This is a genomic window from Qipengyuania marisflavi (assembly GCF_005884405.1).
GTDB lineage: Bacteria > Pseudomonadota > Alphaproteobacteria > Sphingomonadales > Sphingomonadaceae > Qipengyuania > Qipengyuania marisflavi.
In genome coordinates this window covers 49,750-74,491 of the sequence record NZ_VCAO01000009.1, presented here as the reverse complement: position 1 = coordinate 74,491, position 24,742 = coordinate 49,750, and the positions used below count along the sequence as shown (strand labels likewise).

Sequence of the window (24,742 nt, the reverse complement as noted above, 5' to 3'; positions counted from 1 at the left end):
CGAGGTGTCACCGCCACTGTCGGAAACGCTTCATCCGGCTTACTCTCTGCCGCCGGATATCAGCCGCAAACATCGGACCAAAGCGGTTCCACCACAGCCGGACCGTCTCGTGGCAGATGTCAATTCCGCGTTCGAACAGCAGATCTTCGACGTTGCGGAGCGAAAGCGGAAACCGGACATAGATCAATACGACCGGGCGGATGATGTCGGGCGATGAGTTGAAATAGCGGAAAGGGCTGGCAGGTTTGCGAGATCTGGGCATGTCGCTTGCCCTACCCTGCGACCATCATTTGCCAGCGCGGCATTGCTTTGACAGCACCTCCTTGGTTGATCAGCTGAGTGATCGGCTGCCCGATTGTATTTATATTTCGCGTGGAGATTCCATCCGGTATAGGATCGACGAAGGGCGCAGCCCAACTGTCCTTCAGAGCCCCAAAACCACCGTTAACAGAGCATCGAAGGTTTCTTTCCAGACTGTAGTCGTGGTCACTTTGCGGCGCTTAAATCTGTTTTTTGCTGTTAACAAGCCTAAAATATATAAAAACTAAGCCCGAAAGTAACGCAAAAAATATAACCGTGCAAATGAAAAACAATTGAAAAAAGCGGCCCCCTATCATGCATTGAATAGGTCGTTGTAATGACAACATATGGAATTACAATCGACGATGCCTTTGATAAAATCCACGCCCCAAGTAGCCACTAATGAGCTTTTTAATGACCATCCCCAACAAAGCAAAAGAGCTTGCGATGATTATTACTTGCCCCGGCTCAATCATAATCAGTGCCCTTTCCGAAAGTTTTCGTATCGAGTTCGCCCTCTCGAATAGCGGTCGGATCGGATCTGCGCATCCTCGTAATACGGCAAACCAAAAATTCGCCTCATTGAAGAGCGGGCATCGGAGTTAAGAAATTGATATAGAACGATAATATGTATGGTGCCGCTTAGAGGATTCGAACCTCTGACCCCATCATTACGAATGATGTGCTCTACCAACTGAGCTAAAGCGGCAGCCGCGAGGCGCTTTGGGCAGGTGGTCGTGCCGCATTGCGCTTGTCGCTATGTCAATGGAGGCCCGAGCCGGAATCGAACCGGCGTGCAAGGATTTGCAGTCCTCTGCGTAACCACTCCGCCATCGGGCCTCGCGTCCCCCGTCCGCCTTGCGGCGGCAGGAGAAGCGGCCCCCTAGCGAATGTGCGGGGCGCTGGCAATCGGCTAGATTCACCGACCTTCCGTTACGTCACTCTTTACGGGTCCTGGCAGGGCCGTAACAATGTCGCCCATGAGTGCTGCTGAATTGATCGAACCCATTGGCGCGCAGGGCGGCGCGTTGTCCTTGCCGGATGCTGCAGACTGGCTGCAGGGCCGCACGCTGTATGGCGGCGCGACCGCGCTGATCGCTTATACTGCGGCGATCCGGGCGTTCCCCGACCTGCCGCCGCTGCGCGCTGCGCAGATCGCGTTTGTCGCGCCGGCTGGCCCGGAAATGGAGCTGCGCCGCGATATTGTGCGGCAGGGCCGCAATGTTGTTCAGGTGCGGAGCGAGATATGGTGTGAAGGACGCTGCGCGCTGACGGCATTCTGGCTGTTCGGTACAGCGCGGGATGGCAATGCCAGCCATGAGGCCGCGCGGCTGACCCCCTTCCCCGCACCCGCCACTGACAGCGAGCCGATGATGACGGGCAAAGGTCCGGCCTTCATCCAGAACAATTTCGAATTGCGCCGGGCACAGGATACCAGCGGACCGGGGGAGCCCGTCGTGCGGCGCTGGGCGCGGCTGACCGATCACGGCGCGCTTGATCCGGTGAGCGAGCTGATCCTGCTGGGCGATGTGCTGCCGCCGGGCGCGATGCGCGCGATGCAGCGGCCCGGTCCGATCAGTTCGATCAATTGGTCATTCAACCTGATCGATACCGCGCCAGCGACCCAGGACGGCTGGTGGCTGGCAGAGAACGCCTGCCAACAGGCATCGGGCGGCTATTCCGCAGAACGCCTGCGCCTGTGGAATGCCGATGGCGCACAGATGCTCGACGGACAGCAATGCGTGGCGATTTTCGGCTAAACCTCAGATGTCGGTGAAATTGGGCGCGCGTTTCTGCATTCCGGCCATCACAGCCTCGACCTGATTGGGGCGGCGCATCACTATGCCCTGCTCCGCGCTCTCGGCCATCAAGATGGCGTCGGTATCGGCTTCGACCATGGTCGCGGCCAGCCGCTTGGCCCCACGAATGGCCTCGGGATTGCGCTGTGCAATCGTTTCGGCAAGCGCGGTGGCGCGTGCCAGCGGATCGGCATCGGTAAAGGTCGCCATGCCCATTTCACACGCCTCGGTGCCGGTAAATTCGCGATTGGTATAGACCAGCTCGCGCAGCACATCGTCGCGTACCAACCCGCGCCACAGGGCATAGCCGCCCATGTCGGGGACCAGCCCCCATTTCATCTCCATGATCGCCATCCGCGCATCAGGATGCGCCACGCGGATATCAGCCCCGCTGGCAATTTGCAGCCCGCCGCCAAAGCACACGCCGTGCACCGCCGCGATCACCGGGACCGGGCATTTGCGCCAGGTCATGGCGACTTCCTGAAAGCGGTTGGTGTTGCCATAAGTCCGATCGGTAATCGGCTTCTGCTCATCGCCCGGCGCGGCGGTAAAGCTGGCCAGATCGAGGCCCGCGCAGAAGGAACGCCCTTCACCCGACAGCACGACCGCCCGCAGTCCCGGCATATCGCGCAGCGCCTGGCCGGCGTCGATGATCGCTTCGAACATCGCGGGATCGAGCGCGTTCATCTTGTCGCCGCGGGTCAGGCGGACCTGCGCAACACCATTGCTGCCCAGATCAATCGAAATGCGGTCGTTCGGCTCCATGTCGGTTACTCGCTAAGACACTCAAGGGTGCTGCAGCGTTACCGAACATCTCGGCAGTGTCCAGCGACTCGCGCCAGGCATAGGTGAAGACGCTGAAACTGGCGCCGCCCTCATGGCCCAGCTGATAGCCGCCATCGGGATGCGTGCGGACCAGCCAGCCCGCGCCCGAAATGGCGAGCTTGGCGCGCAGCCGGGAGACGTGCACCTCCAGCGAATTGGTTTCGGGCACATGGTCGAGCCGCCAGACATCGGTAAGCAAGTCGCGCCGGGTCACCCGGTCAAACGGAGTTTCCGCCAGTCGCCACAGCAGGCCAAATTCGCGGGGGTGCAGCCCCAGCCACGTCTGTTCGATCCGGCCATCGCGGTGAAACAGGTCGAGTTCCACGGGGCCGGCGTGGAGGCGGCGGGGCATGGCGTGTGCACCACCGCCAAGCTTGAGCATCCGTGCCGCCAGCTCCACCAGAGCAACCTGCGAGGACAAGGCATCGCCAAAGCCCGCGTCGAGCAGCGAGGCACGCATTTGCGGATCATCGACCCCCACGGCAATGATCAGGCGCGGCGCGCGGATACCGCTCCAATCTTCGGACCGCCACTGTTCGATACGCCAGTCTGGCCGCCAGTCGAGCAGTGCCGGACTTGATAATGGCTGGCCGGACAGCTGTTCCCGCCGTTCAATGTCCCAACCAATATGGCGAAGATCCCACCGGGCAGGGGGGGATTGGGAACGCGACAACCAGGCAAATACAGGGTGCAACACGAGTCCTCCTAACCCCTCCCATCGCACCATGTCAGTGCCATTTTATGGTTAGCCGGGAAATCGTTGCAAATACCTAGGGTTACGGTCCGCGTATTGGCTTAGCCGGGTTTGTGGTCGGTCAGGAAACGTTTGATGTTGCGCGCTGCCTGCCGCAGCCTTTGTTCGTTTTCGACCATGGCGATGCGGACGAAGCCCTCGCCTTCCTCGCCATAGCCAACCCCGGCTGCCACCGCGACATCGGCGTGTTCGAGCAATTGCTTGGAAAACTCCAGGCTGCCCATATGTTCGAACCCCGGCGGCAGCGCGGCCCAGGCAAACATGCTGGCGGGCGGCACGGGAATGTCCCATCCAGCACGGCCGAACGCCTCCACCATCACATCGCGGCGGTGCTGATACCGCATGCGGTTATCCTCAACCACGTCCTGCGGCCCGTTCAGCGCGGCACAGGCAGCGGCCTGAATGGGCGTGAAAGCACCGTAATCGAGATAGGACTTCACCCGCGTCAGCGCCGCGATCAATTGGGGATTGCCGACTGCAAAGCCCATCCGCCAGCCCGCCATCGAATAGGTTTTCGACATAGAGGTAAATTCGACCGCGACGTCTTTCGCGCCATCGGCCTGCAGTATGGAAGGGGTCGGCTTGCCATCGAAATACAGCTCGGAATAAGCGAGGTCGGAGAGCAGCCAGACCTTGTTGTCGCGCGCCCAGTCGACCAGCTTTTGGTAGAATGCCAGATCGACCACCTCGGCGGTGGGGTTGCTGGGGTAATTGACCACCAGCACAGTTGGGCGCGGCACGGTAAAGGCCATCGCATTGTCCAGCGCGCGCCAATAATCGTCATTGGGCGTGGTCGGGACCGAACGGATCGTCGCGCCAGCAATGATGAATCCGAAGGTGTGGATCGGATAGGACGGACTGGGCGCCAGCACCACATCACCCGGCGCGGTGATGGCGTTGGCCATGCTCGACAGGCCTTCCTTGGACCCCATCGTCACCACCACTTCACGCTCCGGGTCCAGCTCCACACCGAACCGCGTCGCATAATAATTCGCCTGGGCGCGGCGCAGGCCGGGAATACCCTTGGACTGCGAATAGCCATGCGCGCCGGGTTTGCTGGCCACTTCGCACAATTTGTCGATGATGTGCTGCGGCGGCGGCTGGTCGGGATTGCCCATCCCCAGATCAATGATGTCGCGGCCCGCGCGGCGCGCCTCATGCCGCATCGCGTTGACTTCTGCGATGACATAAGGCGGGAGACGCTTCATGCGGTAAAATTCGTCGGACATCGGAACTGCAGACCTTTATCTGGAGGGTGAACAAATCGGCGGCTCACTGATTACCTATTCATACAGTGCGCGCAAATGCCGCAGGTGCAAGAAGCGGCGGAATATTCTAGGGCAGCGTCAACCAACGCTTACAACCCATACGGAGCGACGATGACCGACACCGGGCCGGATCCCTATACCAACCTCTTCGAAGAACCGGCCAAGCTGGCGCGCGCGATGTTCGCGCCGATGGCGGCCGGGGCGCAAGGGTCCGCGCTGAAGCCCGAAGATATGCAGCAATGGGCGCAGGTCAGCACGAAATTGCAGACCATGTGGCTGGAGTATCAGAGCGAACAGATGCGCGATCCTGCCGCGATGATGCCGTTTCTCGACCCCTCACGCTGGATGACGCTGGCCAACCAGTGGTATCAGCAGATGCCGCTGGCCGGGGCTGAGCAGCAAAAGGCCTTGTGGGAAGAGGGGCTGGCGCTGTGGCACGGCGTGCTGGGCCAATATGGGATTGGTCCGGAAGCCGGGGCCGGGTCAAAGGGCGAGCGTGAACTCCCGCGCAAGGACCGGCGCTTTGCCGACGAGCGCTGGCGCGCGCATCCGGCCTTTGCGCTGATCCACCAGACCTATCTGTTCCTGGCCGAACGCGTAGGCGAAATGGTCGACAAGATCGAGGGCCTGCCCGCCGACAAGCGCGAGCAGTTGCGCTTCACCACTCGCGCCATCACCGAGGCGGCCAGCCCGGCAAACTTTCCGATAACCAATCCGGTGGTGCTGGAGCGGACAATCGAATCGCGCGGGGAGAATCTGGTAAAAGGCATGGAGCATCTGCTGGCCGATCTGCGGCGCGGGCAGTTAAGCCATACCGATGCCAGCGCCTTCACACTGGGCGAGAACATCGCTTCGACACCGGGCAAGGTGGTTCACGAAACCGCGCTGTATCAGCTGATCCAGTACACCCCGACCACCGAGAAGGTGATGGCCACCCCGCTGGTGATCTTCCCGCCGTGGATCAACCGGTTCTATATTCTCGACCTCAACCCGAAAAAGAGCTTCGTGCGCTGGGCGGTCGAGCAAGGCGTCACCGTGTTCATGGTCAGCTGGAAATCAGCCGACGCCAGCATGAAGGATGTGGTGTGGGACGATTACGTCCGTTCCCAGATTGACGCCATCGACCATATTCGTGATCGGCTGGATGTGCCCAGCGTCCACGCAATCGGGTACTGTGTGGCGGGAACTACGCTGGCCGCCACGCTGGCATTGCAGCACCGCCGCGGGGAACAGGACAAGGTCAAGAGCGCGACCTTCTTCACTGCACAGGTCGATTTTGAAAAGGCTGGCGAGCTGCTGCACTTTATTGATGACCAGCAATTGTCGACCATCGCGGCGCTATCGCCCGATGGCTATCTGGACGGGCGTTATATGGCGGCGGCGTTCAATATGCTGCGCGGCACCGATCTGATCTGGAACTATGTCGTCAACAATTACATGCTGGGCGAGGACTATCCCGCTTTCGACCTGCTGCACTGGAATGGCGATGTCACCAATCTGCCCGCCAAGTGGCACCAAGCCTATCTGAAAGACCTCTACCGCGACAACCGGCTGGTCCAAGCCGATGCGATGAGCGTTGACGGCACGCCGGTCGATCTGGGGCTGGTGGCGACACCCGCATATATTCAGGCCGGCCGCGAAGATCATATCGCCCCGGCTGAAAGTGTGTGGCGGATCACCGACCATTTCAGCGGTCCGCTGCGCTTCGTGCTTGCCGGTTCAGGTCATATCGCAGGCGTGGTCAATCCGCCCGCCGCCGGGAAATACCAATATTGGATCAATGAAGACCCGGTGCGCAGTCTGGATGAATTCCGCGACGGCGCAACCGAGCACAAGGGCAGCTGGTGGCCCGACTGGATCGACTGGCTGCGCACGCAAGATAGCGAGACTGTCGCAGCAAAAGGCAAGCGCAAGCCCGGCGGGAAGGGCGACAGAGTGATCGAGAACGCCCCCGGTCGCTATGTCATGACGCGCTAAACATCTACGACGGAACGCTTTTTTCATTTATGGTGCACTGCACAAAAAATCCTTGACTTCGCAGCTGCAATGCCTATTTTGTGCACTGCAACATAGTGAGGTTCCCTAATGGCCGATAGCCAGAACAAGATCGACGCAGCCGCTGAAAAGGCATTTGCCGAAGCAGCTGAGAAAAAAGCCGCCGAAGCCGTCAGCGCGAAAGCTGTCGCCAAGGCTGTAGAAGCTGACAAGCCCGCCCCGGCAAAGGCCGCCAAGGTCGCCGAAGCGGTCGCTGCCAAGCCTGCTCCGGCGAAGGCCGCTGCCACACCGGCACCAGCGAAGAAAACTGCTGCCAAGAAGGTCGCCAAGGCCCCTGCAAAGAAGAAGCCGGCAACCAAGCGCCTCGCGAAGAAGGCGGCTCCTGTAAAGAAGGCCGCCACCGCGAAGTCTGCCGAAACCAAGAACACCCCCATTACCAAACTGAAGGATACCATCATGGCCACTGCCAAGAACGCCAAGACCACCGAATACACCGCCAAGGTCAAGGAAACTGCTGCTGAACTGCAGACCCGCGCCAAGGCTGCTTACGACAAGGGTGCCGAAATGACTTCGGACGTTGCCGAATTCCAGAAGGGCAACCTCGAAGCTCTCGTCGAATCGGGCAAGATCCTTGCATCGGGCATGCAGGACATGGGCCGCACCTATGTCGAAGAAGCCAAGGTTGCTGTTGCGACCGTCCAGGCTGACGTGAAGAAGGTTGCCGCGATCAAGTCGCCTACCGAGCTGTTCCAGCTGCAGGGCGAAATCGCCCGCCGCAATTTCGACGCTGTCATCGCGACCGCTTCGAAGAACACCGAAACCATGGTCAAGCTGGTCAATGAAGCTTTCGCTCCGGTTTCGACCCGCATGAGCGTTGCTGCCGAGAAGTTCTCGAAGGCTGCTTAATCGCATCTAAGCTTTGATTGCCGGGTCGCTCTCTCCTCTTCCCTGACCCGGTAATTGAACAGAACGGGCCGGATGGTTTTACACCATCCGGCCCGTTTCACGTCTGCACACCGCTTTGTTAACCGCCTCCCCGCCATGGGGCAGCGCACTACGCTTGCGGATTGACCCGCGGTTACGATATTGGCGCAATCATGATGACCACCCTGCCCCCCTTCCCGATCCGCGCCGCAACCGGCGATGACGATACGCACGAAGGCGACAGCAAGGTCGGCGTCGCCACCAAGACACGCGCCAAACCGAAGAAGCCCAGCCAGTACAAGGTGCTGCTGCTGAACGATGATTACACGCCGATGGAATTCGTCGTGATCGTGCTGAAACGGTTTTTCCGCATGGATATGGAAGAGGCGACACGGGTCATGCTGCACGTCCACCAGAAGGGTGTCGGCATCTGCGGAGTTTTCCCATACGAAGTCGCCGAAACCAAGGTGAACCAGGTGATGGACTTCGCCAAGCAGAACCAGCACCCGCTGCAATGCACGCTGGAAAAGGCTTGAGCGTTCAGCTGCCGGGCGGCGGCGGCATGACGTCCCCGGTGTAATCCCAACCATTGTACTGCGTGATGCAACGATCGCGCGCATCCAGGCCGCGGCGGCCCTGTTTCTCCTGCTTTTCGAGACAAGCGATTACTTCGCGCCACGCGGCCTGATAGGTCATGTCTTTGGTGTGCGCATAATCGAGCACCCATAGCGGAAAGGGCAGCGCGAACAGCCGCTCGCTGCGCGGTGCGGCGACGTTGATGATCTCATCGCTGCCGCAGGCCTTGCGCAAGGCGCGCACCGCCGGGCTTTTCTCGTCGACGCCATTCGGCCCGCCCCACGCGCCGCGCTCACCGATCCGGTACAGCGCATCGGCTTCCTCGCCAGTGATCGCCAGATAGCCCTGCGCGTCGCGTGTTAGTTGCGATCCACGGGCGAACATCACCAAATTGCCCTGCGGTTTGCCTGCCTCATCGGCCATGCGGAAGCAGCCATCGTCAAGCACGATGCGGCCTGTTCCCAGCGCCGTCAGCCTGATGCCCGCAGCCGAATCCTCGCGCGCGAAGGCCCGGACAAAGCTGGCAAGACGGGGGTCGGTAAAGGCTTCGGGCTGCGGCGGAGGGAATTGAAAATCCAGTCGAGGGTCGCTTAAATCCCAGCCTTTCCGCTTCGCCAACCTGCGGAAATCCGCCTCCTCCGCACCGACACCCAATTCGATCCGGCCTTCCAGAGTGATGACCGAGAGCGAGGTAATCGGCCCGCCATCTTGCATCCGCTCAAGCCATTCTTCCCGTAACCGTTCCAGCGCGGCGGGATCGACATTGATTGTGACAGCACGAAACTGCGGGTCCGATGTGTACCGCGCCAAGGTCGCCGCACCATCACGGCGGAATGCGAATTCGCCCATCAGGCGCGGCTCATGTACCAGCCGCACATCGATGAAATTGCCCGCTTCCTCGCGCGTCAGCAATTCGCGCAGCCGCTGGAATTCGGCGCGCGTATCGGGGCTCAGGCTGACCTCTTGCCATGCGCGATCCCGGTCCGCAGCCGATCCCAGCGACGTTTTGCGCGCGAAACTATCAAGCTGCGTCGGCATGGGCGGCGGGTCATCGGGAAAGGCGCTGGGCGGTGTTACCCCGATGCTGAGATGGCCCGATGGCTGCAATGTCGCGCCAGTGGGTAGCGCCGCCGTGCCCGCGTCAACGGAAAGCGGCTCCAACGCAGTACAGGCGGCAAGGCTGAGGCAAATCACTATCGCAAGGCGCATATCACTCTCCTTACCGAATAATGCACGCAGCCACCTTTCGGGTTCCTGTCGCTGCAATCACAAAGCTGTGTGACAAGACGCATGACCCGCTGTGTTTTTCCCGCTAGGGCCGCAGGCCAAGCCGCCAGCTGCACGAAGGTCCTGTGTTCAACTTCATCCCCAGCATCGACCGCTACATCTTCAAGCTGGTGATCGTCCCCATGTTGGGCGTCTTCACCATCGCTGCATCCTTGCTGGTGCTCGATAAGATGCTGCGCCTGCTCGATTTCGTCGCCGTCGAAGGCGGTCCAATTGGGGTGGTGTTCAAGATGCTGGCGACGTTGCTGCCAGAATACGCCAGCCTGGCGATTCCGTTGGGCCTTTTGCTGGGTATCCTGCTCGCCTTCCGCAAGCTGGCCACTTCCAGCGAACTGGATGTGCTTCGGGCGGTAGGACTGTCATACGGGCGGCTGCTGCGCGTGCCCTATATCATCACCGCCGTGTTGATGGCCGCCAACGTCGCGCTGGTATTCTATATCCAGCCGGTCGCCCGCTACACATACGAACAACTTGAATATGAATTGCGGTCGGGCGCGCTGGGCGCATCGATCAAGGTGGGCGAGTTCACCACGCTGGCCGACCGCATGGCGCTGCGGATCGAGCAGAGCGAAGATGATGGCCGCCAGCTGAAAGGCATTTTTGCTCGAGTCGCCAATGACAAGGGGCAAGTGCTTTCAATCTCGGCACGGGAAGGGTCATTTCTGGCCACCAGCGACAGCCCCGACACAATCATCCTGCGGCTGACCGACGGCACCATTGTTCAGGACACGGGCAGCGAAACCGCGCGGGTGCTGACCTTCAGCCGCCACGATCTGCCCATCGACCTGCCGCAGATCGAGAAGTTTCGTGCTCGCGGCGATGCCGAACGGGAGTATATCCTGCCCGAATTGCTGCGCATGGGGTGGGACAGTAGCAGCGGCGATGCGGCCAAGCGCGATGCCAGTCAGGCCAGCTTCAATTTCAGACTTGTCGAGGTGGTGATGATGGCGTTGATGCCGCTGCTGGCGGTGGCGCTGGGCATCCCGTCCAAACGCTCTACCAGCTCTCTGGGCGTGTTCCTCTCGATCGTGATGGTGGTGGCCTATCACAAGGTGAACCAATATGCCGAGGACATCGCCACATTGGGGCGGTTCGATCCCACATTGGCCCTGTGGTTACCGTTCTTGCTGTTCGCCGCACTGATCGGCTGGATGTTCTGGCGGGTTGCCTTTGTGCCCGGTGGGCACGCCATCGGCGCGCTGGAAAGCTGGTTCGGCAAAATGGGCAAACGGTTGGCAAAACTGTTTCGCCGCCGCCGACTGGACGTGGGCACCGTGGATAGCGAGGCATAGCCGAACCGATGCAATTGGACTTCTTCCCCTCGCGCCGACTGACGCTGTATCTCGCCAAGATATTTATCGCGCGCATTCTGGCGATGCTGGCGGTGCTGGTATTGGTGCTGATGGCGCTCGACCTGCTGTCCAACAGTGGCAAGATTCTGGAAGTGCCGGGCAATGGCCAGAGCGAGCTGCTACGCTATGGCGCGCTGCGGGTGCCGCAGCTGATTGCACGCTTCCTGCCCTATTCCGTGCTGCTGGCCACGCTGATCTCGCTTGTCACGCTCAACCAGAACAGCGAAGTCGTCGCCATGAAAGCGGCGGGATTGTCGGCGCATCAGGTGCTCGCGCCGCTGCTGCTGACCGCGCTGGTGGTGTCGGTGCTGAGCTTCGGCTTTAACGAACGGGTTGTGACGCGTGCCACAGCAACGCTGAAAGCGTGGGAGGCCAATGACTTTGGCAAGGTCCCGCAGGATTCGGGTGTGCGCACCAATGTCTATTTCACCGATGGGGCCAATGTCCTGACCGCCAGCACCCTGACCGGCAAAGGTGACACCGCGTTGATGGAAGGCGTCACCTTTTACCGCCGCAGCCCCGAAGGGATGATTGTCGAACAAATCGATGCCGCATCGGCGCGTTTTGTCAATCCGGGATGGCGGCTGGACGGTATCACCCGCTTCGATGTGCAAAGCGCCGAGACGTCCACCGCATCATCAATGGTGGTCGGGCAAAACCTCACCCCCGCACAGATCGATCTGGCGAAGGTGGACCCCGATGCGCTGGCATTCTGGGATTTGTCATCATCCATCGATGCCTATGAGGCCGCAGGTCGCCGTACCGCAGAATTGCGGGCGAAATGGTGGCACAAGCTGTCAGGCCCGCTGTCAGCCTTCCTGATGCCGCTGCTGGGCGCAGTTGCCGCCTTCGGACTTGCGCGGTCGGGCCAGTTGTTTGTGCGCGCGGTGATCGGCATGGCGATGGGCTTTGCCTATTTCGTGGTCGACAACGCGGCGCTGGCGATGGGCAGCTTTGGCGGATATCCGCCCATGCTGGCAGCCTGGGCGCCCTTTTTTCTGTTCCTGCTGATCGGCGAAACCGTGTTGATCAGGACCGAGGAATAGCGGATTTCTCGACCCCTTTCGGAACAGAATGGCACTGCGGCGCATTTCTTGCCACATTGTTGCCATAAAGGAGATTTGGCATGAAGAAGTTTATGATCCCCGCCCTCGCCGCAGGTCTTGCACTGGCAGCCTGTGACAGCCCCGACGCCGTTGTGGTTGATGAAACCGCAGGAACCGATGGCACCGTAGCCACCACCACTGCGCCCGCGCCGAACGCCACGGAAACCGTCGTTGTCGATGACACCGGAATGGCCCCGGCTGAAGGCAACAATGTCACGATCGACGGCAAGGACGTTGACGCCACCATAGGCGAAGACGGCGTAAAAGCCAAAATCAAGATCGATTGATCATAGTCTTCCGGCAGCCGTCTTTACGGGTGGCTGACGAAAGCGAAGGGCCGCTTCCTACCACCGCGGGAAGCGGCCCTTTTTCGTGTCGGCGATGTGCAGCAGACGCGTCAGCCGTGCGGGCGCATCGTGCTTTTTGCAATCCGCAGCACCAGCGACGCCATCCCCGGATGGTTCGCCCCGTGAAAGGTCGATCCGTCACCAAGCTGCGCAGCCAACCGGCGATGCGCCTCGGGCAGTGAATGGTACGGCATACTCGGCAGCAAATGATGCAGCGCGTGATAGCGCAGTCCGACCGGGGCCCATATTTCGGCAATCATGCCCGGCGGGGGCACATTGACCGAATCCAGGTATTGCGCGGTGACCGTCATCGCCTCGCCATCGTTCTCCCACAAATGCGCCACCAATGTGCGCAATTGGTTGAGCACTGCAGTCAGCGAAACCACCGCCAGCGCGATCAGCAAGGGCCGCCAGCCCAGCACGAATATGCTGGCTACCAGCGTGATCGCCCACAGGCTCCCGCCCAGTTCCTGCCAGAACACGCGGGGGCGCAGTTCGCCCTCGGGCGGGCGGCGACGAAACTCGGGATTGATCGAGAGTGATGAAAATCGCTGCCACACCAGTTGGCGCACCGGCGGCAGGATCGCGCCCAGCGGCACCAGAACTGCAAAACGGAACAGCAGCGCAACCGGCGCGAGCAAGGCGATCAGCACGAACAGCGGCAGCGTCCACGGCTTCATCAGGGCCAGCGGAAGGTATTCGGGATCCTCCACCGTGCCATATTGCGTGCGCTTGTGGTGCAGCGTGTGAACACCTTCATACATGAAGGAAGGGGTCAGCATCGGGACCCCGACCAGCGCGTTCCACGCCATGCGGAATCCGGGCAGGGCATCGCGGTGAAGATGCGAAATTTCGTGGATGAACAGCAACGCGCGATACAGCGCCAGCGCCGACACCAGCCCCAGCGCAATTGCCAGCGGCAGGCTCTGCGTCAGGATCGCCCCGGCCAGCGCGCCATAGCCCACCAGTGCCGAACCCAGCATATCGGGCCAGTAAATTCCCGCCCGCGCCTCGGCGATATCCTTGGTCAAATCGCGTGCGGCGCGCAACATGTCCTTGTCGTCAGCAATCGGCTGGCGAGCGGATGGCATGGCGGCGGTGCGCGGCAGCGCGGGATCAATGTGCTGTTGTACGGTCATATCAGGACTGCTTTTTTGCGAAGGTGGCCCCTACCGGATTTTCGCAAGACGCGACAGTCCCCGCGTTGCGGGGGGCGGCATTAGGGCATAAAGCGCGTAGCGCAGCGAAGGCTAATCGCGCCTGAACAAAAGAGGGTATGGTGACTGGCGAGCAAATAATGATCGACCCGATTTCGGGCAAGCGCGGTCGCGGCGAGTTCGTCGATCTGGGGCGCGCCTTTGCCGCGCGAGTGCCCAATAGCGTGCCGCAATTGCGGTCCGAGCTGCTCGAACTGGTCAATCCGGACAAGAACCCGTTCTTCGGCCATGCCGAGGCGCAATTGTTTATCGCGCGGCGCGGCGGGCAGGCTGTCGGGCGCATATCGGCGCATATCGACCATCTCGCGCTGGCGATCCCGCAGGAACAGGGAATGGGTCCGGGCACCGGCATGTTCGGCTATTTCGATGCCGAGGATGAAACGGTGGCCCGCGCCCTGCTCTCCGCAGCCGAAGCATGGCTGCGTGCCCGAGACATGACCCGCGTGCTGGGGCCGATCTCGATGTCGATCTGGGAGGAACCTGGCCTGCTGGTGCGCGGTCAGGAACAGCCCCCCACCATCATGATGGGCCACCACCCGGCCCATTACCGTGCGTGGATAGAAGCGTCGGGCTATGCGCCGACCAAGCAGCTGCTGACCTATGAGCTGGACATCACGAAGGACTTCCCGCCGCTGATCCAACGCATCGTGCGGTCGGGACAGAACAATTCGCGGATCACCATCCGCTATGTCGACAAGCAGCGCTGGAATGACGAGGCGCAGATCGTGCTGGCCATCCTCAACGATGCCTGGTCGGACAATTGGGGCTTCGTGCCCTTCACCCATGAAGAAGTCGCCTATGCCAGCAAAAAGCTGAAGCCGATCATCCACGAACAGCTCAATATGATTGCCGAAGTTGATGGGCGGCCGGTGGCCTTCATGCTGACCTTTCCCGACGTCAATCGGGTGCTGGGCAGGATTAACGGCAAGCTGCTGCCGCTTGGCTGGCTGCACCTGCTACGCTGGCTGCGCAAGCCGACCGGCGCGGATATGCGTGTTCCGCTGATGGGGGTGCTGAAGGAATTGCACAACTCGCGGCTCGCCAGCCAGCTGGCTTTCATGATGATCGACCGGATCAAACAGAATGCCACGGACAAATTTGCCTCCAAGCGCGGCGAGATCGGTTGGATACTGGAGGACAATCAGGGAATGGTGGCCATCGCCGATGCACTTAAGACCGAGGTGAACCGCGAATATCTGATCTTCAAGAAATCGCTCTGAGATGAGGCTACTGTGACTTGCGCGACACGCTGAAAAATCATCTGTTCTTATCAGGGAACTTCCTGCGCAAACGCATCGTTGCTGGTGTAGATACATATGGACAAACCCGCCCCGAAAGATTCACGCGCAACGCTGCCCGGCCACATTCTGGTCGTGGAAGACGACGCCATTTTGGGTCTGACGATCGAGCAGGCGCTGCTCGACGCGGGTGTCACTCTGGTAGAGATATGTTCGACCACTGACAGCGCGCTTGAGGCGCTGCGACGTAAACAACCTGACGCGATTGTGCTGGATGTTCATCTGGCCGACCGCGACGATGGCTGGGCAATTGCCGAACTGGTCCGCTCGCTGGGCCCCGACAGCCCGCGGATCATCTTTTCGACCGGCGCGCCCGAAGATATCCCTGAAGCAGTGGCCGCGCTCGGCTGTGTGCTGGAAAAGCCTTACGAGCCAGAAGTGCTTGTTGACCTGCTAAGCGAACCAAAGCGCAAGGGCATAATCTCGCGCCTGCGCGGCGCCTTGCGGTAACCCCTGCAAGCACCCGTCAGGGTGCCCCCGCAAATCTGCCGAAAATCTGTCGCATAAACACCGGCCTGTGGCTGGCAAACCCGCTCCTTCGCCTCACCTACGCCGCAAAATATCGCGCGAACAAAAAAAGGCCTCCGTTCTTTTTGAACGGAGGCCTTTCGGGATCGTATCACCAGCCGCTTGGACGGGAGGGGGGGGTCTCGGCGGTGATACTGATTAAATGTTCGAACTGAAAACCGGTTCCCAGCCATACGAGTTTTTTGCAAAGAATCTTCGCTTTTCAGAAAAAATCCTTTTAAATGAAGGGCCTTACCCGTTCAAAATCACGATCATATTGGGCATATTCACAGGTCCGCGCCATATCGGGGACGCATATCTCGCGTGATTTCCAATTGACCAGATCTTCCTTGTCGAGCGCCCTGATCGTGCGGTTGGTATGGACCAGTGACAGCCCCAGCATATCGGCGATCTGCGCCTGAGTGATCGGCAGATGCAGCACGTTCTTCTTGTCGGCCAGCCCCGTCCCGATCGCACGGTCGAGCAGCCAGACCGCAAGATAAGCGACGCGCTCTTTCGCCGTGCGCTGGCCAAGTGATACGATATGTTCCTCCAGCGCGGCCTCTTCCTTGGCGGCCATCCAGGTCAGGTCAAAGCCCAATTGCGGGTGTTTGCCGATCAGCTGAGTGAAACTTTTGCGCGTAAACATGCAAAGCCGCGCGTCCAGCAGCGTCTCGATCGTGTGGCTCGATGGTTCGTCAAACGCGCCCATCAATCCGATCAGATCGCCGGGAAACATGAAATTGACAATCTGCCGCCGACCATCGTCAAGCGAGCGATAGCGGATCAGGACACCGGAATAGACCGTATAAAGGTGCGAGATCACCTGACCTTGCGCAACGATAATGTCGCCGCGCTCACTCAGCCGCTCGCCCTGCTTGAATTCCTGCATATATTGCAGCTGGTTGGGCTCCAGCGGACGGAGGCCGGGGCATTTTTGCAGCCCGCATTCCTCGCAGGGAATTGGTTTTGCTTGTTTCTGCACCCCTTGCGTCCCTTTGATTGCGCCGTTCGACCTTATTGTGTGGCACGTTGCGCGCGGCGGTTGGTTTGTCAAATTGTGTGTGCCAAGGCTGCACTTGGAACCGAAGCTGCTACAGGGCGTTTCGTCCGCGCAACCAATGGAAGGGGTCTTATGTCACTTGGTGACCAGATTGCACGAAACTTGCCTTATCTCCGCCGCTATGCCCGCGCCCTCACCGGCTCGCAGGCAACCGGCGATGCGTTTGTCCGAGCCACGCTGGAAGCAGCGCTTGCCGACCAACGCCTGAAGGAATCGCTCGAGGGTGGCCGCGTGCCACTTTACCGTGCGTTCAACAAGGTGTGGTCCAGCGCATATCTGGATGTGCCCGCCGATCAGGGCGGCGAAGGACATGAGGCCGCAGCACAAGACCGGTTGAAGGCGATCACGCCGCTTAACCGTCAGGCACTGCTGCTGACCACGCTCGAAGACTTCACGGTCGAAGAAGCGGCAGAGGTCATGGAGATCAGTGTCGCCGATATCGAAAGCATGGTTCAGGAAGCGGTCACGGAAATTGACAGCGAAACCTCGACCAGCGTGCTGATCATCGAAGACGAGCCGCTGATTTCGATGCAGCTGGAAGATCTGGTGACCTCTTTGGGTCACGAGATTTGCGGCACCGCCGCCACCCGGACGCAGGCACAGGAAGTCGTTGCCAAGCGTACCCCGGGACTGGTGCTGGCCGACATCCAGCTGGCTGACGGGTCTTCGGGCCTCGACGCTGTGGACGATATCCTGTCCATGAACAGCGTGCCGGTGATCTTCATCACTGCCTATCCAGAGCGGCTGCTGACCGGCGACCGTCCCGAACCCACCTATCTGGTGACCAAGCCGTTCCAGGAACAGACAGTGCGCGCGGCGATCAGCCAGGCGCTGTTTTTCGGGTCGAGCCGCCCGCTGGGCTAAACCAGCTGCCACAGACAAACACAAGGGCCCGTCCGGTGAAAGCCGGGCGGGCCTTTTGCTATGTCAGGTCAGGAGGGCCGTGAGAGCCGCTGAGAAGCCACGTGATTGGCTTTCGCTAGCTTTGACTACCACCAACCGCTCAGTGCGCGTGAGCGGCGGGGTTGGCCTTGCGCAGTTCGAACTCGCTGCGTTCGCGGATCGGCAGCAGCAGGCTGCACCGCACACCCTCGGGATCGAAACTTATCTCGACCGGATGACGCAATTCATGCGCGACAATCTTCTCGATCAGATCGGTGCCAAAGCCGCGCTTCGAAGGCGCTCCGACTGTCGGGCCACCGCTCTCGACCCAATCGACACGCGCCAGTGCTTCGCTGGTCCGCTCCCATGATATCGTTACCGTCCCGCCGGGCCTGCTGAGTGATCCGAATTTGGCGGCATTGGCGGTGAGTTCATGCAATGCCAAACCCAGCGACAGCGCATCATTTGGCGCCAGTTCGACCTCTGGCCCAGACATGGAAACCGTGTGATCGGCATCGTCGGCATAGGATGCCAGTTCAGCCTCGATCACCGAACGGATCGGAGTGGTCCCCCATTCCGATTGGGTCAGCAAGTCATGCGTGCCCGACAACGACCGGATGCGCCCGTCCAGTCCTTCGGCAAACTCGTCCAGCGAGACAGCGCGCCGCCGTGTCAGCGACAGGATCGACAGCACATTGGCCAAGGTGTTCTTGACCCGGTGGTTAAGCTCACGCGTCAGTGAATCGCGGATCGAGTTCTGTTCGGCAAACCAGTTGATCGACCGGCGATCTTCCAGCGCCTGCTGCGTCAGCAACCGCGCGACCAGCATTAGCAGGCTGGCCACGGCGATGCCGAACAACAGCGTTACCATCGACATTGACGACAGCGTTTGCGCCTGTCCCGAGCGCACGACCAGCATCATCGGGCGATTGGCGAGATTGACCTCACGCTCCACCATTTCACCCTGTTCGCCCACCGGGTTAATACCGGCCAGCAGGGTGCGTTTGCCGTCATTCAAATCATACAGTTCTGCCGCCATTCCTTCGGAGTTTACCAGAGCGGCTGCGGCTTCAATAAATTGTGGGGCATTGAACGGGCTATAGATAAAACCCTTGAGACGGCGCTGCCCCCCCGCTCCGTCGAAAACCGGCATATAGATCAGGAATCCAGCGTCGCCTTGTTTTTCACTCCCCTCCTGTACCAGCACGATGCGACCGCTGGCCGATGGTCGCATCGAGCGCAGCGCCTCATCCATAGCTGCGCGCCTGACAGGATCTGAATACATATCATAGCCCAACGCCCGGCGGTTTCGCAGGGTATCGGGCTGGAGAAACAGGATCGGCGTCAATTGGCTACGCGGGGCTTCGCTCAGGCTGGGACGCACCTTGGCGTCATCTATCCATTCACTTTGCAAACGCGTTTCGAAGGCTGGCAAATCATTCGCTGAAATAACAGGTGCCCAACCGATCCCTTCTGCCCCGCGATAATCGGAATCCAGCCGCAGTTCAGACACAAACCGGCGGAACAGATCAGCATCGATTTTTTCCTGTGTCGTGAACAATGCCGCCCCGGCGCGCAGATAGGATGAACTGGTAAAGGCGCGGCGTTCGATTGCCGAAGCCATCGCCTGGGAATGACGATTCAGATCCGCCGTTTCGCGGCGCCGCTCACCCTCTTCGATAGCAAACACGCTCAGCATGGTGATCGCTGCGACAAGCAGGAAAATCACCACGGGCACAGCTATCGGGTATTCCAGCAGCCACCGCCGTCTGCGCGAATTGTCCTGATGTTCTTTTTGAACCAAAACTTCCTCAACAATCCGGTCGCGACCCGAGCTTAGTATGTCGGGAGCGGCGAATAGTTCCGATGGACAGCCTGCAAAACTGCGGGAACCATCGGGCACCCGCGCCGTTACGCCTGCACCAATGGGATCACGTGCGCGCGGCGGCTTCCGGGCCGACTTACGCGACATTACGAATAGGGAAGTATCAGTCTCGATATGATGCCAGACAGGTTCAAGACCAACGATCAGGCTTCGCCTGCAGTTCGTCCAGGTGATAAATCTGAGAAAGACAATCCGGAGTGGGCCAATGGCCTGCGCCAGCTGTATGATTCGGTTGTGGAAGAACCTCTTCCCGACACCTTCAAGGATTTGCTATCGCAATTGGATGCGAAGGCCTGATGAGCGAATCTGAGCGTACGGCCTCCGAGCAGGCCGATTTCAAGCGTGAGCTGACGGGCGTAGTGCCGCATCTGCGTGCCTTTGCCCGCGGCCTGTGCGGCCGTGCCGACATGGCTGACGATCTGGTGCAGGAAGCCTTGCTGAAGGCGTGGGCTGCGCAAGAGCGTTTCCAGCCCGGCACCAGCATGCGCGCGTGGACCTTCGTCATCCTGCGCAATGCCTATCTCACCGATATGCGCCGCAATCGTTTCCGCGGCGAATATGACGAAGGCGTGGCCGAGCGTATCCTGACCGCACCTGCGGGCCAGGAAGAGCCGATCCACCTGTCCGATCTACATCGCGCATTGCTGACGCTGCCTGCTGAACGGCGCGAGGCCTTGCTGTTGGTTGGCGCTGGCGGGTTCTCTTATGAAGAAGCGGCAAATATCTGCGGCTGCGCAGTCGGCACGATCAAAAGCCGCGTCGGTCGTGCCCGCGCCGCACTGAACGCAATGCTGAGCGATGGCGACATTCCGCAGCGCTCGCTGGACGACGATACCGCACACCGCGCGATCCTCGAAGAACTTGACGAGGTCGCGGCGGGCAATGGCGTCGCGTCGCGCAGCTGACCACTACCGCTTCGGAGGCGATCTCCGCCCGCTTGCGCAGCATCGCCGCGCACGGCAGATAGGGTAACGATGGCCGCGTCCGAAAACCCTGCCCCGCCCAGCGAAACACCGCCGCCCGCGCGCGCGCGGCATAGTCGGCGTGCGGCCTTTGCCGAGCAGGAACTGCGGCTGATTTCCTCGTTGGTGCTGCTGATCGGGCTGGGGCTTTTTCTGGCATTGCCATTCGTTCTGTCCATCGGCTCGGTCGTTTTCCTGCCGCTGGTCACTGCCTTGGTGCTGACCGTGATCCTGTCGCCGCTGGCGGACAAGCTCAACGGTTGGGGACTGCCCAACGCGCTGGCCTCGCTGCTGTCGCTGCTCATTTTCTTCGCCATCCTGATTGTCGCGATGGCGCTGATCCTGCAACCGGCTGTGGCGCTGATCGACGGGATGCCCGAAATGGTCGACCGCGTCGGTCTGCGGTTTGCGCAATTGCGCGAAGAATTCGCGTGGATCGGCCAGATCAACGAAAAGCTCGCCGAGCTGATGGACCGGGAGGGCACCAGCCAAGTCGTGCTTGCCAGCCCCAGCCTGCTGGAAGAACTGGCCTTTGCCACGCCAAGCTTCGTGATCGAGACCATCCTGACGCTGCTGATGACATTCTTCATGGTGGAAGCACGGGTGCGCCTGCGCCAGCGGTTGCTGTTCGGACGGACCAACTTCGGCACCAGCCTCAAGGCGGCGCGCGTGTTGCGGGAAGTGCAGGACCGGGTCGCATCGTATATTCTGACCGTCGGCATGATCAATGTGGCCGTTGGCATCATCGTGGCCACGGGCGCCTGGGCGCTGGGCGTCGATGCGCCGATCATGTGGGGCGGGCTGGCCGCGCTGCTGAATTTCCTGCCCTATGTCGGACCAATCCTGATGGTCGCCCTGCTCTCGCTGTTCGGGATCGGGACAACCGAGACGGTGTTTATCGGACTGATCCCCGCCGCCGCCTATCTGGGACTGCACACGGTGGAGGCCAATGTCGTCACCCCGTCGATCCTGGGGGCGCGCTTCACCATGAACCCGGTGCTGATCCTGATCGCCCTGTCCTATTTCTCATGGGTCTGGGGTGTGTTCGGCGCGCTGCTGTCAGTGCCCATCCTGCTGATGCTGACCGCGCTGTTTGATCATGTCGGACGGCCCAATCTGGTGGGCTTCATCTTTGGCGAACCGCTGTTTGCAGGGACATTGCTGGACACGGACAGCACCGACGAGGCCTCTCCCACGTAAAAGCCCGCCGCAACTGGAGTTGCGACGGGCCCGAAATTTGCCTTGGCGTGGCTTAGCAGGGGTATTCCCAGCAAGTCCCACGCGCCAGATTCTCGCTGGCGAAGCTCCAGTTCAGCTTGCCATTGACCGCTTCGAGATATTTCGGACGGGCGTTCTGATGGTCGAGGTAATAGGCATGTTCCCACAGATCGATCACCAGCAGCGGGTTCACACCCTGATCGGCCAGCGTGTCGCCGTCATGCGTTTCTTCGATCGACAGCTTGCCATCCTTGACCGCCAGCCAGACCCAGCCGCTGGCAAAATGCCCTGCGCCCTTTTCCGACAGCTTCGTCTTCAACCCGTCAATCGAGCCAAAGGCGTCGTCGATCATGCTTTTCAGCTCATCCGACGCGCTGGTTTCTTCGCCGCACATCGAATGCCAGTAGAACCCGTGATTCCAGCTCTGCGCCGCATTGTTGAACAGGCCCTGCTCGCTGCCGCGGGCCGCCTTGATCACGTCTTCCAGGCTCTTGCCATCGTGATCGGTACCGTCGATCGCCGCGTTGGTTTTGTCGATATACGCCTGGTGGTGCTTGCCGTGATGGAACGACAGCGTCTTGGCCGAAACGGCCGGTTCCAGAGCGTCGTCATTGTAAGGCAGGTCGATAAGCTTGAAAGCCATAAGGGGTCCCCTGTGGTGCGTGTGAAAAAACCTGTGTGCTTCCCTAACGCCGCGCACGGCGATGGGTTGCACCTAGTAAAAAATACCGACGCGAAAAGGGGTGTGTTGCCCTTTTCATAAGGCGGTTTCGGCGGCACAAGCGGCAGGGCAAGGAGGCAATCGCATATCATGGCTCGCAAATTCTTTGGTACCGACGGCATCCGCGGGCGCACCAACACGGGGGTGATGACCGCCGCCACGGTCATGCGGGTGGGTCAGGCCGCTGGCACGCACTTCCTGCGCGGGGGGCACCGGCACCGCGTGGTGATCGGCAAGGATACCCGCCTGTCGGGCTATATGATGGAAAGCGCGCTGGTCGCCGGCTTTACCAGCGTGGGCATGGATGTGGTGATGACCGGCCCGCTGCCGACCCCGGCCATCGCGCTGCTCACCCGCGAAATGCGCGCCGATCTGGGCGTGATGATTTCCGCCAGCCACAATCCTTACGAGGATAATGGCATCAAGCTGTTCGGCCCGGATGGGTTCAAGCTGTCCGACGAATCCGAAGCCGCCATCGAATTGCTGCTGGGGCAGGAGCCGCTGCTGGTCGGGGCAGAGCGGATCGGCCGCGCGCGCCGGATCGATGATGCACGCGGCCGCTATATCCACGCGATCAAGCAATCGGTGGCAACCGACATCCGCTTTGACGGGCTGAAAGTCGTGGTCGATTGCGCCAATGGTGCTGCCTATCAGGTTGCCCCCTCGGCAATCTGGGAATTGGGCGCGGAAGTCATCGCGATGGGCGTCGAACCCAATGGTATCAATATCAACCGCGATGTCGGCTCCACTTCGCTGGACGCGATCAAGGCGCGGGTGGTCGAAGAAGGCGCGCATATCGGCATTGCGCTGGACGGCGATGCCGACCGCCTGATCGTGGTCGATGAAATAGGCCGCACTGTCGATGGCGACCAGATCATGGCGCTGATCGCCTCGCGGATGCTCGACAAGGGCGTGCTGACGGGCGGCGGCGTGGTTGCCACGGTAATGTCCAACCTCGGGCTGGAGCGGTATCTGGAAAGCATCGGCCTGACGCTGGAGCGGACCAAGGTGGGCGACCGCCATGTGCTGGAGCGGATGAAGGAAGGCGGCTTCAATGTCGGGGGCGAACAATCGGGGCATATGATCCTGCTCGACCATGCCACCACTGGTGATGGCACCGTTGCCGCACTGCGCGTGCTGGCCAGTCTGGTACGTTCGGGCAAGCCCGCCAGCGCGCTGCTCCATGTGTTCGACCCGGTCCCGCAAGTGCTGAAGAATGTCTGCTATGCGGGCGGGCGACCACTGGATAATGCCGCCGTAAAGCAGGTCATCGCTGAAGCCGAGGCCGAGCTGGCTGGCAAAGGCCGTTTGGTGATCCGCCCCTCCGGGACAGAGCCGGTCATCCGCGTCATGGCCGAAGGCGACGATGCCGCGCAGGTCGAGGCGGTGGTTGACCGGATCTGCGCTGCGGTCAGGGATGCCGCCTGATGCTGGCCATGCGGCCCGATTGCGAGCGTTGCGGTAGCGAGCTCCCCGCCGAGGCGTCCGGCGCGTTTATCTGTAGCTTTGAATGCACATTTTGCGCGACCTGTAGCGAGGAACTGGACGACACCTGCCCCAATTGCGGCGGTGAGCTGATGGACCGGCCCACCCGCGCGGCAAAGCTGCACGCCAAATTCCCGCCTTCGACAAAGCGGAAGTTTACACCATGAGCGTCCCCCCTCCCCGCATCCTGTCCATCGCCGGGTCTGACAGTTCCGGCGGCGCCGGTATTCAGGCCGATATCAAGACCATCGCCATGCTGGGCGGCTACGCCATGACAGCGATCACTGCGATCACTGCGCAGAATACGCAGGGTGTGACGGCGGTGGAGGTGCTGTCTGCCGAGCTGGTGCTGGCGCAAATCGACGCCTGCCTGTCCGACATCGGCGCGGATGCCATCAAGATCGGGATGCTGGGCTCGCCAGAAATTGCGCACGCTGTGGCCGACCGGCTGGACAGTTTTGCAGGCGCTATCGTGTTCGATCCCGTCATGGTCGCCACCAGTGGCGCAGTGCTGGCCGATGAGGCGACCATTGCAGGCTTTGACCGGCTGATGGACATTGCCACAGTGGTGACGCCCAATATGCCCGAGCTGGCCGCGCTGACAGGTCAGGACACCGCTTCGCTGGATGGTATTGTCGATGGCGCCCAGAAATTGGCGGTTCGACATGGCACCATCGTCCTGGCCAAGGGCGGGCACAGCGAGGGCGACGAGATCATGGACCGCGTGTTCTCCCCCACGGGAAAGGCCGCCAGTTTCGGCCATGCGCGGATCGCCACGCGGCACACACATGGCACCGGCTGTACGCTGTCCGCTGCGCTCACAACGCTGCTGGCGCATGGCCAGCCCATGACCAATGCAGTGCGGCTGGCGCGCGGCTTTACCTTTGCCGCCATCGAAAACGCGCCCGGGTTTGGCAGCGGCAATGGGCCGCTGGGCCATCAGGCAGTACGCAGCCTGTGACCTAAACCGC

At 60.8% G+C, this 24,742-nt stretch carries 24 protein-coding genes, 2 tRNA genes and 1 pseudogene; 16 read left to right on the top strand and 11 right to left on the bottom strand.

Annotated features, from left to right (window positions below; all coding sequences use genetic code 11):
• Window positions 1–10: 10 nt before the first annotated feature.
• The 3 genes and pseudogenes from FEV51_RS13380 to FEV51_RS12075 all read right to left on the bottom strand — a co-directional run.
• Window positions 11–262, bottom strand: a pseudogene (locus FEV51_RS13380) (IS6 family transposase); the annotation flags it as partial.
• Window positions 263–933: 671 nt separating this feature from the next.
• Window positions 934–1,009: transfer RNA gene (locus tag FEV51_RS12080), tRNA-Thr, on the bottom strand.
• A gap of 57 nt (window positions 1,010–1,066) precedes the next feature.
• A tRNA-Cys gene (locus FEV51_RS12075) sits at window positions 1,067–1,140 on the bottom strand.
• A 140-nt stretch (window positions 1,141–1,280) separates the two neighbouring features.
• On the opposite strand from FEV51_RS12075, the gene FEV51_RS12070 reads away from it, so the two are divergent.
• The gene (locus tag FEV51_RS12070) at window positions 1,281–2,060 is read left to right on the top strand and encodes an acyl-CoA thioesterase (protein WP_138619277.1); all 780 of its coding nucleotides are present in this window, start codon (window positions 1,281–1,283) and stop codon (window positions 2,058–2,060) included.
• Window positions 2,061–2,063: 3 nt separating this feature from the next.
• Here FEV51_RS12070 and FEV51_RS12065 read toward each other — a convergent pair whose 3' ends face one another.
• The 3 genes from FEV51_RS12065 to FEV51_RS12055 form a co-directional block, all read right to left on the bottom strand.
• A complete protein-coding gene (locus FEV51_RS12065) occupies window positions 2,064–2,864 on the bottom strand; it encodes a crotonase/enoyl-CoA hydratase family protein (protein WP_138619275.1) in 801 nt (266 codons plus the stop codon).
• The gene (locus FEV51_RS12060) at window positions 2,836–3,621 is read right to left on the bottom strand and encodes a winged helix-turn-helix domain-containing protein (protein ID WP_246034557.1); all 786 of its coding nucleotides are present in this window, start codon (window positions 3,619–3,621) and stop codon (window positions 2,836–2,838) included. Before FEV51_RS12060 ends, FEV51_RS12065 begins: the two co-directional genes overlap by 29 nt.
• A gap of 98 nt (window positions 3,622–3,719) precedes the next feature.
• Window positions 3,720–4,907 carry an LL-diaminopimelate aminotransferase gene (locus FEV51_RS12055; RefSeq protein ID WP_138619273.1) on the bottom strand — a complete coding sequence of 396 codons (1,188 nt, stop codon included), beginning with the start codon at window positions 4,905–4,907 and terminating at the stop codon, window positions 3,720–3,722.
• Between the two features lie 150 nt (window positions 4,908–5,057).
• Here FEV51_RS12055 and FEV51_RS12050 point away from each other — a divergent pair, with 150 nt between their 5' ends.
• The 3 genes from FEV51_RS12050 to clpS all read left to right on the top strand — a co-directional run bounded on the left by FEV51_RS12050 (window position 5,058) and on the right by clpS (window position 8,401).
• Window positions 5,058–6,923, top strand: a complete 1,866-nt coding sequence (locus FEV51_RS12050) for a PHA/PHB synthase family protein (RefSeq protein WP_138619271.1) — start codon at window positions 5,058–5,060, stop codon at window positions 6,921–6,923.
• A 108-nt stretch (window positions 6,924–7,031) separates the two neighbouring features.
• Window positions 7,032–7,847, top strand: a complete 816-nt coding sequence (locus tag FEV51_RS12045) for a phasin family protein (protein ID WP_138619269.1) — start codon at window positions 7,032–7,034, stop codon at window positions 7,845–7,847.
• A gap of 194 nt (window positions 7,848–8,041) precedes the next feature.
• On the top strand, window positions 8,042–8,401 hold the full coding sequence (gene clpS / locus FEV51_RS12040) for an ATP-dependent Clp protease adapter ClpS (RefSeq protein WP_138619290.1): 360 nt from the start codon (window positions 8,042–8,044) through the stop codon (window positions 8,399–8,401).
• A gap of 4 nt (window positions 8,402–8,405) precedes the next feature.
• On the opposite strand, the gene FEV51_RS12035 is transcribed toward clpS, so the two are convergent.
• On the bottom strand, window positions 8,406–9,650 hold the full coding sequence (locus tag FEV51_RS12035) for a hypothetical protein (protein ID WP_138619267.1): 1,245 nt from the start codon (window positions 9,648–9,650) through the stop codon (window positions 8,406–8,408).
• A 143-nt stretch (window positions 9,651–9,793) separates the two neighbouring features.
• Here FEV51_RS12035 and lptF point away from each other — a divergent pair, with 143 nt between their 5' ends.
• The 3 genes from lptF to FEV51_RS12020 all read left to right on the top strand — a co-directional run bounded on the left by lptF (window position 9,794) and on the right by FEV51_RS12020 (window position 12,473).
• Entirely contained in the window at window positions 9,794–11,020 is a 1,227-nt protein-coding gene (lptF, locus tag FEV51_RS12030) for an LPS export ABC transporter permease LptF (protein ID WP_138619265.1), read from the top strand.
• Between the two features lie 8 nt (window positions 11,021–11,028).
• Entirely contained in the window at window positions 11,029–12,126 is a 1,098-nt protein-coding gene (lptG, locus tag FEV51_RS12025) for an LPS export ABC transporter permease LptG (protein ID WP_138619263.1), read from the top strand.
• A gap of 80 nt (window positions 12,127–12,206) precedes the next feature.
• Window positions 12,207–12,473: a hypothetical protein gene (locus FEV51_RS12020; protein WP_138619261.1), complete on the top strand. Its 267-nt coding sequence runs from the start codon at window positions 12,207–12,209 to the stop codon at window positions 12,471–12,473.
• A gap of 110 nt (window positions 12,474–12,583) precedes the next feature.
• Here the strand turns inward: FEV51_RS12020 and FEV51_RS12015 are convergent, their stop codons facing one another.
• Window positions 12,584–13,672: a fatty acid desaturase family protein gene (locus FEV51_RS12015; RefSeq protein ID WP_138619259.1), complete on the bottom strand. Its 1,089-nt coding sequence runs from the start codon at window positions 13,670–13,672 to the stop codon at window positions 12,584–12,586.
• A gap of 158 nt (window positions 13,673–13,830) precedes the next feature.
• Here FEV51_RS12015 and FEV51_RS12010 point away from each other — a divergent pair, with 158 nt between their 5' ends.
• Both FEV51_RS12010 and FEV51_RS12005 read left to right on the top strand, forming a co-directional pair.
• Complete coding sequence (locus FEV51_RS12010) at window positions 13,831–14,970, top strand: N-acetyltransferase (RefSeq protein ID WP_246034556.1); 1,140 nt, start codon at window positions 13,831–13,833, stop codon at window positions 14,968–14,970.
• Window positions 14,971–15,066: 96 nt separating this feature from the next.
• Window positions 15,067–15,498: a response regulator gene (locus FEV51_RS12005; protein ID WP_138619255.1), complete on the top strand. Its 432-nt coding sequence runs from the start codon at window positions 15,067–15,069 to the stop codon at window positions 15,496–15,498.
• 295 nt (window positions 15,499–15,793) lie between these two features.
• On the opposite strand, the gene FEV51_RS12000 is transcribed toward FEV51_RS12005, so the two are convergent.
• Window positions 15,794–16,540, bottom strand: coding sequence for a Crp/Fnr family transcriptional regulator (locus FEV51_RS12000; RefSeq protein ID WP_138619253.1), 747 nt, complete (start codon window positions 16,538–16,540; stop codon window positions 15,794–15,796).
• Window positions 16,541–16,690: 150 nt separating this feature from the next.
• On the opposite strand from FEV51_RS12000, the gene FEV51_RS11995 reads away from it, so the two are divergent.
• On the top strand, window positions 16,691–17,482 hold the full coding sequence (locus FEV51_RS11995; protein ID WP_138619251.1) for a response regulator: 792 nt from the start codon (window positions 16,691–16,693) through the stop codon (window positions 17,480–17,482).
• Window positions 17,483–17,621: 139 nt separating this feature from the next.
• Here FEV51_RS11995 and FEV51_RS11990 read toward each other — a convergent pair whose 3' ends face one another.
• Complete coding sequence (locus tag FEV51_RS11990) at window positions 17,622–19,304, bottom strand: CHASE domain-containing protein (protein ID WP_246034555.1); 1,683 nt, start codon at window positions 19,302–19,304, stop codon at window positions 17,622–17,624.
• Between the two features lie 195 nt (window positions 19,305–19,499).
• On the opposite strand from FEV51_RS11990, the gene FEV51_RS11985 reads away from it, so the two are divergent.
• The 3 genes from FEV51_RS11985 to FEV51_RS11975 all read left to right on the top strand — a co-directional run bounded on the left by FEV51_RS11985 (window position 19,500) and on the right by FEV51_RS11975 (window position 21,547).
• Window positions 19,500–19,682 carry a NepR family anti-sigma factor gene (locus FEV51_RS11985; RefSeq protein ID WP_246034554.1) on the top strand — a complete coding sequence of 61 codons (183 nt, stop codon included), beginning with the start codon at window positions 19,500–19,502 and terminating at the stop codon, window positions 19,680–19,682.
• A complete protein-coding gene (locus FEV51_RS11980) occupies window positions 19,682–20,290 on the top strand; it encodes a sigma-70 family RNA polymerase sigma factor (protein WP_138619249.1) in 609 nt (202 codons plus the stop codon). The genes FEV51_RS11985 and FEV51_RS11980 overlap by 1 nt, the downstream gene beginning before the upstream one ends.
• Window positions 20,291–20,359: 69 nt before the next feature.
• Window positions 20,360–21,547, top strand: coding sequence for an AI-2E family transporter (locus FEV51_RS11975; RefSeq protein WP_138619247.1), 1,188 nt, complete (start codon window positions 20,360–20,362; stop codon window positions 21,545–21,547).
• Window positions 21,548–21,599: 52 nt separating this feature from the next.
• On the opposite strand, the gene FEV51_RS11970 is transcribed toward FEV51_RS11975, so the two are convergent.
• Window positions 21,600–22,208, bottom strand: a complete 609-nt coding sequence (locus tag FEV51_RS11970; protein ID WP_138619245.1) for a superoxide dismutase — start codon at window positions 22,206–22,208, stop codon at window positions 21,600–21,602.
• 168 nt (window positions 22,209–22,376) lie between these two features.
• Here FEV51_RS11970 and glmM point away from each other — a divergent pair, with 168 nt between their 5' ends.
• From glmM to thiD, 3 genes are read left to right on the top strand one after another with little or no spacing between them, the layout of a single operon-like run.
• Window positions 22,377–23,714: a phosphoglucosamine mutase gene (glmM, locus tag FEV51_RS11965; protein WP_138619243.1), complete on the top strand. Its 1,338-nt coding sequence runs from the start codon at window positions 22,377–22,379 to the stop codon at window positions 23,712–23,714.
• Window positions 23,714–23,938, top strand: a complete 225-nt coding sequence (locus tag FEV51_RS11960) for a DUF1272 domain-containing protein (RefSeq protein WP_138619241.1) — start codon at window positions 23,714–23,716, stop codon at window positions 23,936–23,938. Before glmM ends, FEV51_RS11960 begins: the two co-directional genes overlap by 1 nt.
• Complete coding sequence (thiD, locus tag FEV51_RS11955; RefSeq protein ID WP_138619239.1) at window positions 23,935–24,732, top strand: bifunctional hydroxymethylpyrimidine kinase/phosphomethylpyrimidine kinase; 798 nt, start codon at window positions 23,935–23,937, stop codon at window positions 24,730–24,732. The genes FEV51_RS11960 and thiD overlap by 4 nt, the downstream gene beginning before the upstream one ends.
• Window positions 24,733–24,742: the final 10 nt, after the last annotated feature.